The organism is Roseibium sp. M-1 (genome assembly GCF_054515675.1).
This window is the reverse complement of sequence record NZ_CM137257.1, coordinates 1,870,295-1,887,284: the sequence shown is the minus strand read 5'-3', so window position 1 is coordinate 1,887,284 and position 16,990 is coordinate 1,870,295. Positions and strand designations below refer to the sequence as shown.

Annotated in this window: 14 protein-coding genes; 10 read left to right on the top strand and 4 right to left on the bottom strand. The window is 60.6% G+C overall.

The window, feature by feature from the left end:
* The first annotated feature begins 121 nt into the window (after nt 1–121).
* On the top strand, nt 122–1,018 hold the full coding sequence (bla, locus tag ACX3M4_RS08575; protein ID WP_459358167.1) for a class A beta-lactamase: 897 nt from the start codon (nt 122–124) through the stop codon (nt 1,016–1,018).
* Nucleotides 1,019–1,121: 103 nt separating this feature from the next.
* Nucleotides 1,122–1,484, top strand: coding sequence for a hypothetical protein (locus tag ACX3M4_RS08570; protein ID WP_459358166.1), 363 nt, complete (start codon nt 1,122–1,124; stop codon nt 1,482–1,484).
* A 723-nt stretch (nt 1,485–2,207) separates the two neighbouring features.
* On the opposite strand, the gene ACX3M4_RS08565 is transcribed toward ACX3M4_RS08570, so the two are convergent.
* The gene (locus ACX3M4_RS08565; protein WP_459358165.1) at nt 2,208–3,161 is read right to left on the bottom strand and encodes a 2-hydroxyacid dehydrogenase; all 954 of its coding nucleotides are present in this window, start codon (nt 3,159–3,161) and stop codon (nt 2,208–2,210) included.
* A gap of 662 nt (nt 3,162–3,823) precedes the next feature.
* On the opposite strand from ACX3M4_RS08565, the gene ettA reads away from it, so the two are divergent.
* From ettA to ACX3M4_RS08535, 6 genes are all read left to right on the top strand, one after another.
* On the top strand, nt 3,824–5,473 hold the full coding sequence (gene ettA / locus ACX3M4_RS08560; RefSeq protein ID WP_459358164.1) for an energy-dependent translational throttle protein EttA: 1,650 nt from the start codon (nt 3,824–3,826) through the stop codon (nt 5,471–5,473).
* Nucleotides 5,474–5,760: 287 nt separating this feature from the next.
* Nucleotides 5,761–6,048 carry a hypothetical protein gene (locus tag ACX3M4_RS08555; RefSeq protein ID WP_459358163.1) on the top strand — a complete coding sequence of 96 codons (288 nt, stop codon included), beginning with the start codon at nt 5,761–5,763 and terminating at the stop codon, nt 6,046–6,048.
* A 341-nt stretch (nt 6,049–6,389) separates the two neighbouring features.
* Nucleotides 6,390–7,916 (top strand): peroxidase family protein, encoded by a 1,527-nt coding sequence (locus ACX3M4_RS08550; RefSeq protein WP_459358162.1) that lies wholly within the window; start codon nt 6,390–6,392, stop codon nt 7,914–7,916.
* 409 nt (nt 7,917–8,325) lie between these two features.
* Nucleotides 8,326–10,455, top strand: coding sequence for an FUSC family protein (locus tag ACX3M4_RS08545; protein ID WP_459358161.1), 2,130 nt, complete (start codon nt 8,326–8,328; stop codon nt 10,453–10,455).
* Between the two features lie 150 nt (nt 10,456–10,605).
* Nucleotides 10,606–11,406: a hypothetical protein gene (locus ACX3M4_RS08540; protein ID WP_459358160.1), complete on the top strand. Its 801-nt coding sequence runs from the start codon at nt 10,606–10,608 to the stop codon at nt 11,404–11,406.
* A 162-nt stretch (nt 11,407–11,568) separates the two neighbouring features.
* Nucleotides 11,569–12,456, top strand: a complete 888-nt coding sequence (locus tag ACX3M4_RS08535; protein ID WP_459358159.1) for a hypothetical protein — start codon at nt 11,569–11,571, stop codon at nt 12,454–12,456.
* Nucleotides 12,457–12,462: 6 nt separating this feature from the next.
* Here ACX3M4_RS08535 and ACX3M4_RS08530 read toward each other — a convergent pair whose 3' ends face one another.
* Nucleotides 12,463–13,176, bottom strand: coding sequence for a substrate-binding periplasmic protein (locus ACX3M4_RS08530; protein ID WP_459358158.1), 714 nt, complete (start codon nt 13,174–13,176; stop codon nt 12,463–12,465).
* Between the two features lie 282 nt (nt 13,177–13,458).
* On the opposite strand from ACX3M4_RS08530, the gene ACX3M4_RS08525 reads away from it, so the two are divergent.
* Together ACX3M4_RS08525 and ACX3M4_RS08520 are read left to right on the top strand one after the other, a co-directional pair.
* Nucleotides 13,459–14,073, top strand: coding sequence for an MOSC domain-containing protein (locus ACX3M4_RS08525; protein ID WP_459358157.1), 615 nt, complete (start codon nt 13,459–13,461; stop codon nt 14,071–14,073).
* Nucleotides 14,074–14,118: 45 nt separating this feature from the next.
* Complete coding sequence (locus tag ACX3M4_RS08520) at nt 14,119–14,511, top strand: RidA family protein (RefSeq protein WP_459358156.1); 393 nt, start codon at nt 14,119–14,121, stop codon at nt 14,509–14,511.
* 87 nt (nt 14,512–14,598) lie between these two features.
* On the opposite strand, the gene ACX3M4_RS08515 is transcribed toward ACX3M4_RS08520, so the two are convergent.
* Nucleotides 14,599–14,910 carry a DUF2293 domain-containing protein gene (locus ACX3M4_RS08515; RefSeq protein WP_459358155.1) on the bottom strand — a complete coding sequence of 104 codons (312 nt, stop codon included), beginning with the start codon at nt 14,908–14,910 and terminating at the stop codon, nt 14,599–14,601.
* Between the two features lie 43 nt (nt 14,911–14,953).
* Nucleotides 14,954–16,951, bottom strand: coding sequence for a putative bifunctional diguanylate cyclase/phosphodiesterase (locus ACX3M4_RS08510; protein WP_459358154.1), 1,998 nt, complete (start codon nt 16,949–16,951; stop codon nt 14,954–14,956).
* Nucleotides 16,952–16,990: the final 39 nt, after the last annotated feature.

The window sequence follows — 16,990 nt, the reverse complement described above, 5'->3', positions numbered from 1 at the left end:
AATCGTCATTTGCGTTATATCTGGGGCGGCGTCATGGTTTGCCCGCCTCGAAGACCGATGGTGCGGGGGCAACCGCCGGTCCGGTTCAGGCTTTGTGATTGTCCCCAATCTGGAGAATGAGATGAACCTCTGGACACGCCGCCACGCGGCCACCCTTGCGCTTGCCCTGACACTGGCGGCAGCCCTTCCCACCGGCTATGCGCAAGCTGCCGGCTTTGATCCTGCACCCCTTGAAAGCACGGTTTCCGAGGCTGAAACCCGTCTTTCCGCCCGGATCGGTGTTGCCGTTCTCGATACGGAAACCGGCAAGACCTGGACTCATCGGGGCAACGAGCGGTTTCCGCTGAACAGCACCTTCAAGGCGTTCCTCTGCGCCGCGCTGCTTCAGAAGGCGGAAGAGGGTGAGGTCGACCTGACGCACCGCGTCGAAATCCGCAAGACGGATCTCGTGACCTATTCCCCGGTCACGGAAAAGAAGGTCGGTGCAGGCGGCATGACGTATCCGGAGCTTTGCCAGGCAGCGATCGGCCTCAGCGACAACACGGCAGCCAACCTTGTTCTGGATGCCATCGGCGGACCCAAGGGTTTGACGGCCTACCTGCGCGGCATCGGCGACACGGTAACCCGGCTTGACCGCAAGGAGACAGCACTCAACGAGGGCCGGCCGGGCGATGCCCGCGATACCACGACCCCGGCTGCTGCCGCGGCAACCCTCAACAAGCTGGTCCTTGGCAACGCGCTAGACGATGCGGCCAAGCAGCAACTGACGGGCTGGCTTCTCGGCAATGAAGTCGGCAATGCCACGCTGCGGGCAGGCGTGCCGGAAACCTGGCCCGTCGCCGACAAGACCGGGGCAGGTGGCCATGGGTCCCGCAACAATATCGGCGTCATCTGGCCTGAAGGCCGGGCACCGGCGGTGATCGCAGTCTATATCACCGAGACGCAAGCCTCCTTCGACGACCGCAATGCGGCCATCGCCGGGATCAGCAGGGCTCTGGCAGAGAGCCTCGTGGACTGATCGACATTGCAAGCCGGGCAGTTCGATGGTGCTGCCCGGATCGCATCTATGCGGATTTCCATCTTCAGCAGCCTGCCTGGCAGCGCGATCCCTGGAGGCGACTGTGACCGGTATCAGAACAAGTTTCAGCCTGTTTATTCTGCTTCTGGCGCAAAGCACTTTCACCTCGTTCGCGACGGCGGAGGAGACATGGGAGGAGCGGCGCGTCAGAAGGTGTGCCTATTACCGCGAATTGGTCGAGGTTGCTTTTGAAAATATCGATCGAGCCAAGCTTGGCGCGCGCTTTCTCGCCGAACACGAGGCCTTCATCGACGGCGGCTGTTTCGCGGACAAGGCCGTCTGCCCGGCGACGCCAGCCGAACTCGCCTTTGCCGACATCCTGACCATGATGACGGTGAGCGCGAACATGGGCAGCACGTTCACGCCATTTCGGTGCCCCACCAACGAGGAAGCCCACAAGGAGTAAAACCGCTCCTTGTTAGAAGACGCCCCTGCCTGTCAGGGCAGGAGCGTCTCCTTGAGGGCTGAGTGGATGGGATCAGCCCCGGCCGCTGCCGGAATAAACATCGGCGGCGGCCTGTTGGTGACCACGGATGCTCGCTTTTGCAGCTCATGTCCGGGATATTCCTCGGTCACGGCGTTCAAGCCGGCACGTGTGAGCAATGCCGGGCGGAAGGCAGGTGTGGAGTAGGCGCCTTTAGCAATTGTCTTAGTCGATCCACCTGCAATCCGCTGCGACATCCAGAACGCGGTTGGTGTGGTCGTGTTTTTCCGCGCCTGTGAGGAATACGCGCGAGGGACCGGTTTGGATGCAGGTTTCCAGGTCCAAATCCATCGGCATGCTTAACAATCGGTGTCGATTGAGCTGGCCATAGGCTGCAGGTGCTGATCGGGGCGGTGATCGATTAAACGGAAAACGCCTCTGCGGGGGGCAGAGGCGTTTCCGGGTGGAGGTCCGGAGGGGCTGGTATCCGGAACCTCCTGTGCGCTGCCGGAGGTTACGTCGGCAGCGGCACCTTGGTCTCCTGTCGTCAGGGGGCATGACAGGCGATTGGACGCGGGGCGGGCCCGCCCGGACCCAGGTTGGGCTCCCGGGGTCAAGGCAGTAACGCCGCAGAACCGGAATGGATCCCTGCGGGTGCGAATTTTTTTGAAGATTTTCGTCTGGACTGTGCGCTGGGACCCGGGCTCAGCGCATCTCCGGCACCGGCGTGATCGCCTTTCCGGTCTGAAACCAGCTTTTCAGATTGTCGACCACAAGCTGACCCATGGCATTGCGGGTGGCCTGCGAGGCAGAGCCGACATGAGGCAGAACGGTCACCCGCGGCAGTGCCAGCAGCCGCTCCGGTACTTTCGGTTCGTTCTCGAAGACATCCAGCCCGGCGCCATAGATGGTGCCGTTCTCCAGGGCTTTGATCAGGGCTTGCTCGTCAATCACCGTACCACGGCCGATATTGATGACGATGCCGTCGGGCCCCATCGCCTGCAGCACCTCGGCGTTGACCGAATGAAAGGTCTCCGCGCCGCCGGGGGCGACGATCATCAGCGTGTCGCAGGCCGCTGCCAGTTCAACCAGCGTGGCGTGATAGGGATAGGCGACATCCGCCTGGCGGCTGCGGCCGTAATAATGGATCTCCATGCCGAAGGCCTCGGCCCGCGTCGCGATCGCCTTGCCGATGCGCCCCAGCCCGTAAATCCCGAGCGTGCGGCCCTGCAGGGTCGCGCCGGTCAACGGGTAGGGGCCTTTGCCTTCCCAGTTGCCCTGGCGCAGCCATTGTTCGGCCTGGCCGAATTCGCGCACCGCCATCAGCATCAGCCCAAGCGCCGTATCGGCAACCTCTTCGGTCAGCACATCGGGCGTATGCGTCACCATCACCTTTGCCGCCAGACAGTCCGCAACGTTGATGTTGTCGTAGCCGACACCGAAGCTGGAGACGATTTCCGCATTCGGGATCTTAGCAAGGAGATCCGCATCGACCGCCCCGAAAGCCATGGCAACGCCCCGTATTTTCCCGCCGACCTCTGCCAGCATTTTCTCCGGATCCTCCGCCTCATAAATCCGGTGGACGTTAAAGGCCGCGTCCAGCTGTTCCTGAACGATCGGCAGCATCGGGCGGGGCATCAGGATATCGATGGAGGTCATGGTCGGTCCGCTGGGAAGGAGTGGCGTGGAGAGCGGAGCTTAAGAGGTCGGCGCAGGGGAGGAAAGGGCCTCTTGGCGGGAGTTGGTACGGTGCCCTAACCTTTGCTGAAAACGGCCTTACCGTATTGAAAGATAAAGCACACCCTCACCGTCATACCGGACAAGTGAGGCGCAGCCGAGCGCCGATCTGGAACCCAGAGGAATGGCGCGCAATAAGTGCGTCCTATTCTTTTGAACTGGGTTCGCTTCGCTCACGCTGACGCGCTGGATTCCGGATCGGCGTGCAGCGGTGCTGCACTTGTCCGGAATGACGGTAGGGAGGGTTCGAGTGTTTCAACTCTCACTCCTGTTCTTCAGGGCCGCACTTTCCTTTGAGGCGCGGAGCGGGCTGACAGTCAATCGAAGCAGTGAATGCGGAAACAGGAATTTCCCCACTTGGCTCGGCGGGTTGCCGACCCATCAGGGTGCAAAGTTCCAGACGTCAACGATTATGCAAGATGGCAGTCATGCGAGAGGCTGAGAGCCTCTAGCTGGTCGCATGAATTGTTAAGGTCGGCGCGAGGGCAAATCCCCCCATTGCCCCCGGGCGCCAATTCCCCTAAAAGACGCCGCAGAATTCCTCAGAATCCCACCAGTGTTTTGAAGCGGAGAAGCGGAGCCCCATGGCGCGCCAGTTCATCTATCACATGCATGGCCTGTCCAAGGCCTATAACGACAAGAAGGTCCTCGACAACATCCACCTCTCGTTCTACCCGGACGCCAAGATCGGTATCCTGGGCCCGAACGGTGCCGGTAAGTCGACGCTTCTGAAGATCATGGCCGGTATCGACAAGGAATATACCGGCGAGGCCTGGGCGGCCGAAGGCGCCAAGGTCGGCTACCTGGCGCAGGAACCGCAGCTCGACAACACCAAGACCGTGATGGAAAACGTCATGGAAGGTGTCGCCCACAAGCAGGCGAAGATCGACCGCTACAACGAGCTGATGATGGACTACTCGGACGAGACGGCCGACGAAGCCGCCGCGCTCCAGGACGAGATCGACGCCCAGGACCTGTGGAACCTGGAAAGCCAGGTGGAAATGGCGATGGAAGCCCTGCGCTGCCCGCCGTCCGATGCCGCCGTCGACAATCTCTCCGGCGGTGAGCGCCGCCGCGTCGCGCTCTGCAAGCTGCTGCTGTCCGAGCCGGACCTGCTACTGCTTGACGAACCGACCAACCATCTGGACGCGGAAACCGTCCACTGGCTGGAACGTCACTTGCGCGAGTTCAAGGGTTCGGTCCTGATCATCACCCACGACCGCTACTTCCTCGACAACGTCACGGGCTGGATTCTCGAGCTCGACCGCGGCCATGGCATTCCCTATGAGGGCAACTACTCGGTCTATCTGGAAAAGAAGACCAAGCGCATGGAGCAGGAAGGCCGCGAGAACATGGCCCGCTCCAAGGCCATTGCCCGCGAGCGCGAGTGGATGGGCATGAGCCCGAAGGGCCGCCAGACCAAGTCCAAGGCACGTATCAACGCCTATCAGGACCTGGTTTCCGCTCAGGAAGAGCGCATGCCCTCCATCGAGCAGATCCTCATTCCGGTCGGCGAGCGTCTCGGCGCCAACGTCATCGATCTGGAAGGTGTTTCGAAGGGTTTCGAGGACCGGCTCCTGATCGACAACCTGACCTTCAAACTGCCGCGCGGCGGCATTGTCGGCGTCATCGGTCCGAACGGTGCGGGTAAATCCACGCTGTTCAAGATGATCACCGGGCAGGAGAAGCCGGACAGCGGCTCCATCACCATCGGTGACAGCGTGCATCTGGGCTATGTCGACCAGTCGCGGGATGCTCTCAACCCGACCAACACGGTCTGGGAAGAGATTTCCGGCGGCGCCGAGGTGATCTATCTCGACGGCAAGGAAATCAACTCCCGCGCCTATTGCTCGTCCTTCAACTTCAAGGGTGCGGCCCAGCAGGCCAAGGTCGGCGATCTCTCCGGCGGTCAGCGCAACCGCGTGCACCTTGCCAAGGTGCTGAAGCAGGGCGCCAACGTCCTGCTGCTCGATGAGCCGACCAACGACCTCGACACCGAGACGCTGGCAGCCCTGGAAGACGCGCTGGAAAACTACGCCGGCTGCGCCGTTATCATCAGCCACGATCGTATGTTCCTCGACCGCATGGCCACGCACATGCTCGCCTTCGAAGGCGACAGCCATGTGGAATGGTTCGCCGGCAACTTCGAAGACTACGAAAAGGACAAGGTCCGCCGCCTCGGCGCCCACGCCGCCGACCCGCGCCGCATCAAGTACAAGCCGCTGACACGCTGATCCGTCAGCGATAGTGCAAAACCGCGAAAGGCGGTCCTTCGGGACCGCCTTTTTGTTTGACCGGATCAACGTAAACCCCTCATCCTGAGGAAGGCCGCAAGGCCTGTCTCGAAGGATGGGCCGCTTGCTCCGGAGTTCGCAGCCCATCCTTCGAGACAGCGCTATCGCGCTTCCTCAGGATGAGGTGGGTGCGAGTGGTGACTGAAAAGACAATTCGATCAAGGGGCGAACTTTCTGCATAGTCTTTGTATTTCAATCAGTTAATACAGGAATTTCACCCTAAACCCATGCTTCAAGTCGCTTCCGATGCCCTGACCCGTCTGCACCGCACCGACCCCGGCGGCTTGCGGCTGGTGCGCGGCATTCATCTCATGATGACAGTGCTTGCCTGCGTCGCTCTCAGCAACGGCATTGCTGCCCTGGTCCCGGGCGTCTCGGCCTTCAAGCTGCCGGTGCGGTCTGCAGTGGCCGGTGGGCCGCCTTTTCTGTTTGGCCCTGAGGTTGTGCAAGCGCAGGCTCGTGTTTCGTCTTGCCTCGGCCGGTTTTTGCGCTGCAGTCCGGATGTAGGGGAGTGAGCGCAGTGGGAGGGCGATCTTCCGGCGAGCGATGAAACAATCTTCGATTGTTTTTCCGGAAAAACATGCGACGAGCCTGGCGGACTTTTGTTTTTGATAACGGTGAAGTGATCGAATACTGTAAAATTTGAGAATTATAAGAACAAATGCCAAATTTTTGAGCAAATTTTGCCGAGTTTGAGATATGTATTATCAACCTTTGGTTTAATATAAAGGTGTATTTCAATTAAATTTGTTATCTTGACGAATTTATATTATCATATCCTCTCCCTTGAAGAATTTTTATTGATATCTAACGCAAGGGAATTTTCAGTAGTGTTTGTATTATAAGGATAATTGGAATGAGCAAATTGGCGCACGGCCTGTCGAAATACGACCGGCTTGTAAAAGAGTGTCTTGAAGACAAAGCCCTCAACACCCGCAATGAAGGCATGGTCCTGCCGCAGATTTTCGGCTACCTGCGGGCCGAAGGGGCGAACGAGGTCACCGGGAACCTGTCGAAGAAGCAGATTGTCGACGCTTTCGAGGCCCTGGTCGATTCAATGCGCGTGGCAGAGACCACAGACAGCAAGGCCGATGCCGGCATGACGTTCCTCGGTCAGTTCATCGATCACGACATCACGCTTGATGCGCAAAGCACGATCGGCACGAAGATCGATCCGCGCAACATCCGCAACGTGCGCACTCCGAGCCTGGACCTCGACTGTGTCTATGGCGACGGACCGGATGCTTCCCCGCATCTATATTCCTCGCACGAGGAAACGGACGGTTTCATGCTGATGGGCCGCGAGGGCAGCCCCTACGATTTGCCGCGAAATTCCCATGGCCGGGCGCTGATCGGCGATCCGCGCAACGACGAGAATATCGTCGTCAGCCAGGTGCAGGGCGCATTCATCATGCTGCACAACATCCTGATGTCCCTATATTTAAAAGGGGAAGATGAAGCAGCTCATATCTCGGATTGTTCGCAGATGGGCGTTCGGCACGAAGTGTGGACGAATGTCATTCCGCCGAAGCTGATGGGTTTCGAGCAGGTCCGGCGCTTCATCCGCTTGCACTACCAGTGGATTGTCCTGAACGAGTTCCTGCCGGCATTTGTCGATCCGGAGGTGATCGGGAAAGTCCTCCATCACGACCCGTTCCGCCGGAACGCGCCCGTCATGCCGGCTGAATTTTCCGTCGCCGGCTATCGTTTCGGCCATGCCACGGTTCAGCCCGCCTACCGCCTGCGCAAGGCAGAAGATCCGGTCGATCTCTTCAAGATGGTCGGGTTCTCGCCTCGCGGGCCGGAGTGGGACATGGAAATGGCGCAGTTCTTCGACGTTGCCGGAACCAGGGCGCAGAAAGCGCTGCCCGTCGGAACGAAGATGGCTGCAACCCTCTTCGAGCTGCCGCCGAATGTGGTGAGCGGCGAAGAGGATTGGGACGGGTTTACGATCACGGCAAGTCAGGCACGCAAGCTCGGTCTGCGCAACATCCTGAGGGACCGCACCTCCCTCAGGATCGCTTCCGGTCAGCAGCTTGCAAGGTTGTGGGACATTCCGGAACTTGCCGCACCGAAAATTCTCAAGGACCGCCACATCACCAAGACGCCCCTGTGGTTCTATTGCCTTCAGGAAGCGGAAGAACGCGGCAAGGGCCGTCTGACAGGCGTCGGCGGCACCCTTGTTGCCGGCGTGCTGATCCGGCTCCTGAAACTCGACCCGGAGAGCGTCCTCAACACGCCGGGCTTCGAGCCCTGGTCCGGCTTCGGGCCGAAATGCACGTTTGGCAACATCATGAAGTTCGTTGAAGACAATCGCGACAACGTCCTGGAACGCGACAGTCTGTTCTGCGGACCGTCCCAGGCGGAAGTCGAAGGCGCTTAGAGCATCATGCGTTCAGGAGAACGCACATAAGACGCCCTACCGCTTTAAGATCGATCAGCTTTTGGACGCTCAACCGTTTCCGGTTGTGCGCCCGCCGATCTAGTCGTCGGTAGCTTGAAAACTTCCGCCATGGAGGCGGAAATTGCAGGAGGCGGTCTTTCGGGACCGCCTTTTTGTTTGACCGGATCAACGTAAACCCCTCATCCTGAGGAAGGCCGCAAGGCCTGCCTCGAAGGATGGGCCGCTTGCTCCGGAGTTTGCAGCCCATCCTTCGAGACAGCGCTATCGCGCTTCCTCAGGATGAGGTGGGTGCAAGTGATGCCTGAAAAGACAATTCGATCAATGGGCCGATTTTTCCGCATAGTCTTTGAATTTCAATCATCTGATACAGGCACTTCAACTTAAACCAATGCTCCAAGCCGCTTCCGACGTTCTGACGAAACTGCATCGCACCGATCCCGGTGGCTTGCGGTTCGTGCGCGGCATTCATCTCATGCTGACGGTGCTTGCCTGCGTCGCCCTCAGCAATGGCATTGCTGCCCTGGTTCCTGGCGTCTCGGCCTTCAAGCTGTCGGTGCTTTCGGCAGCGGCCGGTGGGCATTGCCTGATCTTCACTCCCGTTTCCACGAAACGCCAGGAAATCTCGTCCATCCTGCGCCTTGCCGGCATTGTGGTCCTGCTCTTCGGTTTTGGTGCAATTGTGGGAACGTTGGCCGGGAAATCCGTGTCGCCGGTGCTCCAGGCCCTGTGGGTTGCCTTCATCGCCTTGGGTTTCGCGCTCGATGGCCTGACCGGCTTCTGGCAGCGGGCAGGGCGGATGATCGCAATTCTATGGCTGTTCGTGGTCATGGGCAGCCAGCCGGTGTCGCCGGGACTGTGGCTGCCCGCCATGGCGGTGATGGGCGCCGGCGCCGCTTTCGTCATCCGCATCGGTTTGTGGCGGCCTTCTACGGAGGCCACATATCTCCGCGTCGACAGTGCCAACCGCAAGGCAATGTCCGCCTATTTGTTGCTTGCGGCGCAAAGGGCTCTGGACACCCACCAGGAAGCGGCCAAGGCGCTGGCGGATCTTGCCGATCTACGCATGGAACTGAAGGTCTCCGCTGACCTGCTGGGCGAAAGGGCAACGGTCAGGGGCCTGTCGCCGGAAGCCGCGACGATGATCGAACTGGCACTGGAAGTCGTGCGCGACGCCTCGGCGCATCTTTCTGAAGAGGCCTGGGCCCAGTTGCAGGCCGATCCGTCCTACGATGCGGCCACCCAGGCCCTGGCGTACCGCATCGAGGCCGGAGAAGCGCCGAAAACTGCGGTGCCAGACGGCAAGTCTCCGGATACCGGGTGGTCCGTTCCGGGCGGCAAACTTTCCATTGACGACCAGGTCCATATCCTGCGCATCGCGCAGGCGTTCCGTCGGCTCTGGATCCTTGCAGAAAGAGGCGATCCGGTTCCCGAGGCAGGTGCTGTCGCAGCCGCGGCAGGCAGAACGCAGTGGTGGCAGCGCCTTTCCTGGCGGCTCGCCCTGCAGGCAGGCGTAGCGGCGGCGATCGGCTACGGCCTTGGTGCCGCGCTGCAGCTCAGCCATGCCTATTGGGTGACGCTCACGGTAATCATCATCCTCTGCAACAGTCTCGGCACAACCGTGCAGAAAACCATCCAGCGCACGCTTGGTACCGCAGCCGGCGTTCTTGTGGCGATGGCCGTCGATCCGCTTCTGGCAGGCGCTCCGGACGTGCGGCTGGTGCTCGTGACATTGACCATTCCGGTGGTGATCGTCTTCATGGACCGCAACTACACCGTCGCTGCCGGTTTCATCAGCTTCCTGGTGGTGGTCGGATTGCAGACGCTTGAAAACCTGCCCCTCGTCGAACTCTGGGCTCGTCTCTACGACACGATGCTTGGCGCGGCTGTCGGGCTTGGCGTGGCCTGGGGGCTCTTTCCGAAACGAACCGGCAACAGCATCCGTTCACTGACGGGCACCTACCTTAAGGCTTGCGCAGACTATCTCAAGGAAGACGATGAGCCCGGGACGTCCGGCGAGGACGGGGCAGAAAACCAGGGCTATGTTCGCCTCCGCACCGCTGCGGCTGCCCTTGTGGCAACGGCAACCGCCTACCGCGCCGAACAGGCTCCCTGGTCGAGTTTTTCCAGCGCCACCAACCGGCTCGATATCCTGGCGATCGTCCTGGCCGACTATGTCGTCCTCTACCGTCAGGCCCGCTCGCTGGTAACGGGGCAAGTGGCGGTGCACCCTGCCGCTTCGGAACTCCAAGGCCTCGTGGCGCGCATGGACAAGCGGGTGGAAGACGAAATCGATGCAGTGCTTTCCGGCCAGGAGAAACAAACCGTACCGGGCCTGATCGAGGACTGGATGGCGGCCGTTCCGGACGTGGAAACCGCAAGCCCAGAACTCATGACGGACTGGGTGGCGATGCTCTATCACGCCAGAAAGGTGATCCGCTGTCTTGACGGACTGCGTCAGGAAGATCTCCTCCCAAAGGCAGCAGCACCCGTTACAGGGCATGCCGCGGTTTCAGCCTGACCTTACGGCGAATTAATCCAGATGCCTTCCTCCCGGCGCAATTCGGGCGAAGATCTGTGTTCCATGTCACATTTGACCACTGGCAACCGTGCGAGGGTTTCGTGAGGGATTGCCCGGCATGGATTCACCCGGGGGAGGAGGAAACTGACGATGCGTTTTTTGACTTCATCACATGGCCGCTTGCTGGCGGCCGGCCTGTTTGCCGCGATGGCTGCAGGTGCAGCCAGAGCCCAGGACACGCAGTCTGCCGAGGGCGATCCGGCACCGCCACCGGCCTATGACTATGTGCAGCAAGCCGGTGAGATGGCCTACGACGGCTCCAGCCTGACACTGACGGATGCCAATACCGGCGTGCTCTTCTTCAGCGACCGGCCCTACCGGCTCGGCGGCCAGATCTCCAACGCGGATTTCGTCACCTATTGGGACAGCAACGACGGCTTCAAGGGCGATCCACCCAATGCGGTTGTCAGCCTGCTGAGCGAAACCGGCAAGGCACCGGTGCTGGTCGAGCTGACCTCCGCCAAGACGGAAGGCTCTTCTGTCGTCTATGGCATCAAGGTGCTGCGCGGTGAGCTGCCGGAAAGCGCCAAGGGTGTCGCCCTCTTCATCGACCGCAGTCCGCGCGCTCCCCATGCGCAGGCCGCCGGGGGTGTCGGCTTCGAGCCCTATGGACCTTATTGTTATCATTCGCCCCAGGATCCGCGCTGCTATGCTTGGCATCACCCGGTCCACCCGTACCATCCGCCCTATCACCCGTATTATCCGCCGTACCCGCCCTACTATCATCCGGGTGCAGCCTATGCCGCAGGGGTCGCGACGGGCGCGGCAATGGCCAACGCCGCCAAGCAGCCGGTCTATTACTACTATCCGATCCCGACCGGTCCGCTGCCGGCCAATTGCTGGATTAACTCCCAGCACACCCAGATGGTCTGTTCGGTGAAGCTGCAATAGCCCAGGCGAGCCTAACGACCGGCTCCGCCGCTTCACAGCGGGGCCGGGGCTCGGTCGGTCGACGCAAACTACTGCTCCAGCAGCGACTTCGCGGTCTCCTCGTAATACCAATCGGCTTTTGGTATTCTCATCAGTGGATATCTGGTCTGGGGGAAGATGCGGTTGCGCCGTCTGCTCGCAGTGACATGGTTTGCGCTGATCGTTTTAGCTTCGGCACAGGTGTGGGCCGAAGACAGGATCAAGGTGCATCTGGGCCTCCTGGAAGCGGGCGAAGAGGTCTTTGCCTACGAGATTTCCGTTCTCAAGCTGGCACTCGCCAATTGCGGCTGCGAGACCGATCTTGTCGTCGAAGTGCTCGACATGCCGCAGGAGCGCGCCTTCCTGGAGCTGGAAAACGGCAAATCCAGCTTCAATCTTTTTCTCAGCGGTTTTTCCAGGGAGCGCGAGGAGCGCTTCCGCCAGATCGACGTCCCCCTGACACGGGGCCTTCTTGGGCAGCGGGTCTTCATCACCACGGAAGGGTTCGAAGACAAGCTTGCCGCCATCCGCACGCTCGACGAGTTGAGGGAATTTGCGGTGATCGGTTCGGGCACAGGCTGGCCGGACACACGCATATTCGAGGCGGCGGGCTTCAACGTGCAGCCGTCGAGCTACGACACCCTCTGGCGAATGCTCGCCAAGGAGCGGATCAACAGTTTCAACCGGGGCATTCACGAGGCCTATGTGGAGATAGGCATCCAGAAGCAAATGCACCCCAATCTGGTCGTCGACCCGCATCTGATGGTGCGCTACCGCTTCGACTATATGTTCTACGTCCGCAAGGATGACCGGGTGCTGGGCGATATTCTGGAGACCGGACTCCGGCGCGCCTATGAGAACGGCAGTTTCATGAAACACTTCTACCAGCATCCGATGATCCGGACCGTCATCGATCGGGCCAACCCGGCGGGCCGCCTGACCTTCGACATCGACAATCCGCTGATGACGGAGCGCCAGCGGGCAATTCCCGATGAATACTGGCAGACATTTTCCGCTGAGGACGCGGAGTAGAAGCGCTCAGCTGCCGGTATAGGAAGCGACGATCCGGTCGATGGTCCCATCCGATTTCATCTCGCGGATCGCAGCGTCCATGGCGTCGATGAAGGCATCGGCCTCGGGACCTGTGAACTTGTCGGAATAACCGATATAGGCCGGTTCCATGGACGCGGTCGCGACGATCTCGACCGTCTCGTATTTGTTCTGCCGCATCAGCATTTCCGTTGCCAGCCGCTCGACCACGTAGCAGTCGATCCGGCCAAGGACCAGTCTGCTGAGGTTCTGCTCGTTGGTCTGGGCCTCTTCCAGCTTGATCTTGCCCTCCGCCACCAGTTCGAAGAAACGCTGGCCGGGTGCCCTGTAGCCGGCAATGTTGCCGAAGAGAAGCCCCTCAAAGTCGTCCGGATAGGTCCAGTCCTTGCTGGCAACGCCTTCCCGGCAGAAAACGCTGACTTCCTCGTTGAAGATCGGCTCTGACCAGTGCCGGATCCAGGGCCTGTCCTCGGGCTTGTAATAGCTGCCGACGAGACCCTGAGCCCTGCCGTTTTCCACCAGCACCGTCGCCCGTGTCCAGGGCACTGCCTCGAGCCGCAATCGATCGCTACCCGCCCGGCGTCCGGCCTCCTCGACAATCACCGCGTAAATGCCCCTCGGTTGATCGCCGGAGATGGACATGTAGGGTGGATAGGAATTGTCCTGCAGAAGCAGCACCTCTTGCGCCTGGGCCGCGGCCACACTGCTCCCCAGACCGCATAAAACAACGGTCAAAAAGGCGAGGCGACGGGCGATGTCGGGTCCGTGGGTCATATCTTTCAACAATGAGGTTGGATCCGGATCATAGTATAGGCCGCTTCGTATTAGAACCTGTTACCGCTGTTTCGTGGCCGGGAGGCCAACGTGCGGCAGGTCGTTGCGAGAACCAATCGCGAAAAGCGATCAGTGCCATAAGAGAGTTTTGATGGTTCCATCTGCCGGCAGTACCTAGAATGCCGCAAGGAACAATCACGGGAGCCCACAATGGATCAGTTAGCCCTCTTGCCGGAGGATCTCAGGATCACGCCGAAATTCAAGGTACCGGGCAAGGTCGAAGGGGTGTTTGCAACCGTTACGTCAGACGACTTCCGCACCGAACCGGTTGAGGCGCTGGAGTTGGGCTTTGAAGGCATTGCGGGCGATCGCCACGGCGGCTTCACGCGCCTGTCGGGCGGCCGGGAGCCCTGGTATCCGCGCGGTACGGAAATGTGCAACGAACGGCAGATTTCGATCCTGTCGCTGGAAGAACTCGCCCTGATCGCCGCAAGGATGGAGCTGGACGAAGTGAGGCCGGAATGGATCGGCGGCAACATTGCCCTGTCCGGACTGCCGCGACTGACGCAGGTGCCGCCGCGCACGAGGCTGGTCTTCGAAGGCGGGACCGTCATCCGGGTCGACGGAGACAACGCGCCTTGCCGGTTTGCCGGCGAGGGCATTGCGACCCACTATCCCGGCCGGCAGGGGCTCGATCTGCTGTTCCCGCAAAAGGCCAAGCGCCTGCGCGGCCTTGTTGGCTATGTCGAAAAGCCCGGGACCATCCGCGCCGGCGAGGCCGTGACGGCCCATATTCCCGAACAGTGGATTTACGAGCGCGGTTGAGCGGTTACCTTGAGAGGCGGATAAACCCGTCCCTCAGGAGGTCTCATGCTGCCGATCCATCACATGATAGACGCTGCGCCGCAGCCCGTCGCCCCGTTCTCCCATGCCGTCGAATGCGACGGCTGGGTCTTCATCACCGGTCAGATGCCGACCTGTCCGGACGATCCCGATGCTCCGCTGCCGGAGGGGATCGAGGCGCAGACGGTTCGGGTCATGGAAAACCTGAAGCTGGTACTCGGCGGGCTTGGACTGGGTCTTGAGAACGTAACATTCGTGAGGGTGTACCTGACCGAGTTCAAGCGCGACTACCAGGCTATGAACCAGACCTACCGGACTTTCTTCGAGACCGGCAAGCTGCCGGGCCGGACCTGTGTCGGCGTTTCGGGTCTGGCTGTCGATGCGCTGGTTGAAATCGATCTGATCGCCAGGCGGTCCTAGGGTACTTCAAGATCGATCAGCTTTTGGACGCTCAACCGATTCACTTTGTGCGTCGGCCGATCTGGCCGGAAGGTTGGAGATACCGGCTCATTCGTCCGGCTCGTCCGATACCTCCCGATTGCAGCCCCAGTCCGCAAGGACCTCGTTCATCTCGCCGGCAACGAAATGCCGGGCGGCGTCGCGGTCATAACCTTCGTCGAGAAGCGTGTCGTAGTCGGTGAGCGTGTGGCGGACGTGACTGGTGGTCGCCTGCCAGAGCGCGATGGAAGGCGGCAGGTGGCGCAGGTGCCCGGCGAGGGCGAGAGCAAGGATGGCTTCCGCGTCGGCAAAGGGCACACGCGGCGCCAGCGCCCGCAAGGCCTTGCGCATATCTTTCTGCCGTTTGGTTCCGCCGGTCATGGTCGAATGGCTTTGAAGCTGCTTTTGTCTGAAGGCATCTGTGTCAGGCCCGGGAAAATTCGACGTTCCTTGCGGCGACCGTACCTGCCAGCGGCAGGCCGGAAACCAGGCCGCCGGAGTTCGCTTCCGCGAGGATGTCAGCGAAACGCCGGGGCGCGGCGAAATGATATCCCTGGACAAGACGGCAGCGCATGGCTTCCAGAAGCTCGAGCTGGTGTCTCTCCTCGACGCCTTCCACGACGCATTGCATCTGCATCGACCGGCACAGGTTGGTGATCGAGGACACCACGCCGACGGCGAGCGGATCGGTTATGCCGGCGACAAAGCTGCGGTCGATCTTGACGCAATCGATCGGCAGCCGGTGCAGATAGCCGAGGCTGGAATAGCCGGTGCCGAAATCGTCGAGAGCCAGTTTGGCACCGGCGTTTCGGAGGGTCTGAAGACAGCTCTCCGCCGCCTCATAGCTGCCGATCACGGCGGTTTCGGTAATTTCGAAGGTGATCAGGCGCGGATCGAATTCCTGCCGCCGGATGATCTCCAGAAGAGCGGCGACCGTTTCGGCTGAGGTAATGTCGTGCGCCGACAGGTTGAACGAGAGCCACAGGTTCCCGGGGAGTGCCTTGATCTGGCTAACCGCCTTGTCGAACAGCGACAACGTCAGCCGGTGGATCTGGCCGGACCGTTCGGCGATCGGAATGAACTGGTCGGGTGGAATGCGGCCGAGGACAGGGCTGTCCCAGCGGGCAAGCCCCTCAAAACCGACAACGAACCGTTCGGGCACTGAGACCACCGGCTGGAAATAGACTTCGATCTCGTCGGTGAAATTGGCGCTCTGCAGGGCTGTTTCGATGGCCCGTTCCGACCGGATCCGCGCTTCGTGCTCGGAGGAATAGACCGTCGTCCGGCCACGAGAAGCGGTTTTGGAATTGTAGAGGGCATAGTCCGACCGGTCGAACAGTACATGTGCCGACGTGCCGGCTTCCGGATAAAAGGCGATGCCGCAGGAAGCGCCGACGGAAACCTGCAGATCGCCGATGCGGTAGGGTTCGCTGATGCGCTCGCAGATCGCCTGGCCGGTGGCGGCGGCGTCTTCGAGATTTCCCTGGAAAAGAAAGCCGAACTCGTCGCCGCCCAGGCGGCAGATCTCGACATTGTCCTCGGTGATGGCCTTCAGCCGGTTGCCGACTTCCATGAGCAACTGGTCGCCCAGCTGATGGCCATAGGTGTCGTTGATCGGCTTGAACCGGTCCAGGTCGACAACCCCGACGGCAAAGGTCCCCTCCATGCCCTCAAGCTTTTCGATAAGGCCTTCGAGCCGGTTGAAGAAATAGCGCCGGTTGGGAAGATCCGTCAGCGCGTCGGTCTGCGCAAGCTTGGCGTTTTCCGCGTTGAGCCGCTCCGTTTCCTTCTGCTTGGCGGCCAGATCCGACTGGGACTCGATCAGTTTGCTGAAACCCCGGTAGCCGTTCAAAAGCACCTGCAGGATCACCAGGCAGACCAGGAAGATGTTGAGCGCGATCGCGATATAGACATCCTGCTTCTGGCCCAGATAGTGGACGAGATAGGGGACGGTGACGATGACCATCACCAGCAGCGCGGCCTGAGGCAGATGCATCAGGCAGAAGATGCAGCCGATGACGGTGATGGCGATGAAAAGCGCGACATGACCGCGTTCTGCAGGCCCGCCATAGCCGTCGAGGCTGAGCGACCAGGCGATATAGACCGCGGCGACCAGGCTGCCGAGCACCACGGTTTGCCGCATCTTGCGGATGGCTTCTTCCGGCCCCAGCACCGTGTTGCGCGCCCGCAGCCAGGTTACCAGGCGCAGGGAGGTGACAACCAGAATGGGGGCAAGGACACCGACGGTCAGAAAGGTCGGGGCGACGTCGAAATGGGTATAGGCAACCGCGATGGCATTGACCATCAGCAGGGCATAGAGGGAGGGGATCTGGGTCTTTACCTCATTATACTGCGCCTGTGCGATTTCAGGATGACGCGGATCGATCATCATCCATCTCAGGAACGCCCGGATTTTTTCCATTCTGACCTCCGTTGACAATTCCTCTAACGGAAAGAATAT

Bases quoted from the DNA above. Each gene is read 5' to 3' on its own strand.
- bla (WP_459358167.1), top strand. From the start codon at position 122: ATGAACCTCTGGACACGCCGCCACGCGGCCACCCTTGCGCTTGCCCTG.
- ACX3M4_RS08565 (WP_459358165.1), bottom strand. From the start codon at position 3,161: ATGACCTCCATCGATATCCTGATGCCCCGCCCGATGCTGCCGATCGTT.
- ettA (WP_459358164.1), top strand. From the start codon at position 3,824: ATGGCGCGCCAGTTCATCTATCACATGCATGGCCTGTCCAAGGCCTAT.
- ACX3M4_RS08555 (WP_459358163.1), top strand. From the start codon at position 5,761: ATGCTTCAAGTCGCTTCCGATGCCCTGACCCGTCTGCACCGCACCGAC.
- ACX3M4_RS08550 (WP_459358162.1), top strand. From the start codon at position 6,390: ATGAGCAAATTGGCGCACGGCCTGTCGAAATACGACCGGCTTGTAAAA.
- ACX3M4_RS08545 (WP_459358161.1), top strand. From the start codon at position 8,326: ATGCTCCAAGCCGCTTCCGACGTTCTGACGAAACTGCATCGCACCGAT.
- ACX3M4_RS08540 (WP_459358160.1), top strand. From the start codon at position 10,606: ATGCGTTTTTTGACTTCATCACATGGCCGCTTGCTGGCGGCCGGCCTG.
- ACX3M4_RS08525 (WP_459358157.1), top strand. From the start codon at position 13,459: ATGGATCAGTTAGCCCTCTTGCCGGAGGATCTCAGGATCACGCCGAAA.
- ACX3M4_RS08520 (WP_459358156.1), top strand. From the start codon at position 14,119: ATGCTGCCGATCCATCACATGATAGACGCTGCGCCGCAGCCCGTCGCC.
- ACX3M4_RS08515 (WP_459358155.1), bottom strand. From the start codon at position 14,910: ATGACCGGCGGAACCAAACGGCAGAAAGATATGCGCAAGGCCTTGCGG.
- ACX3M4_RS08510 (WP_459358154.1), bottom strand. From the start codon at position 16,951: ATGGAAAAAATCCGGGCGTTCCTGAGATGGATGATGATCGATCCGCGT.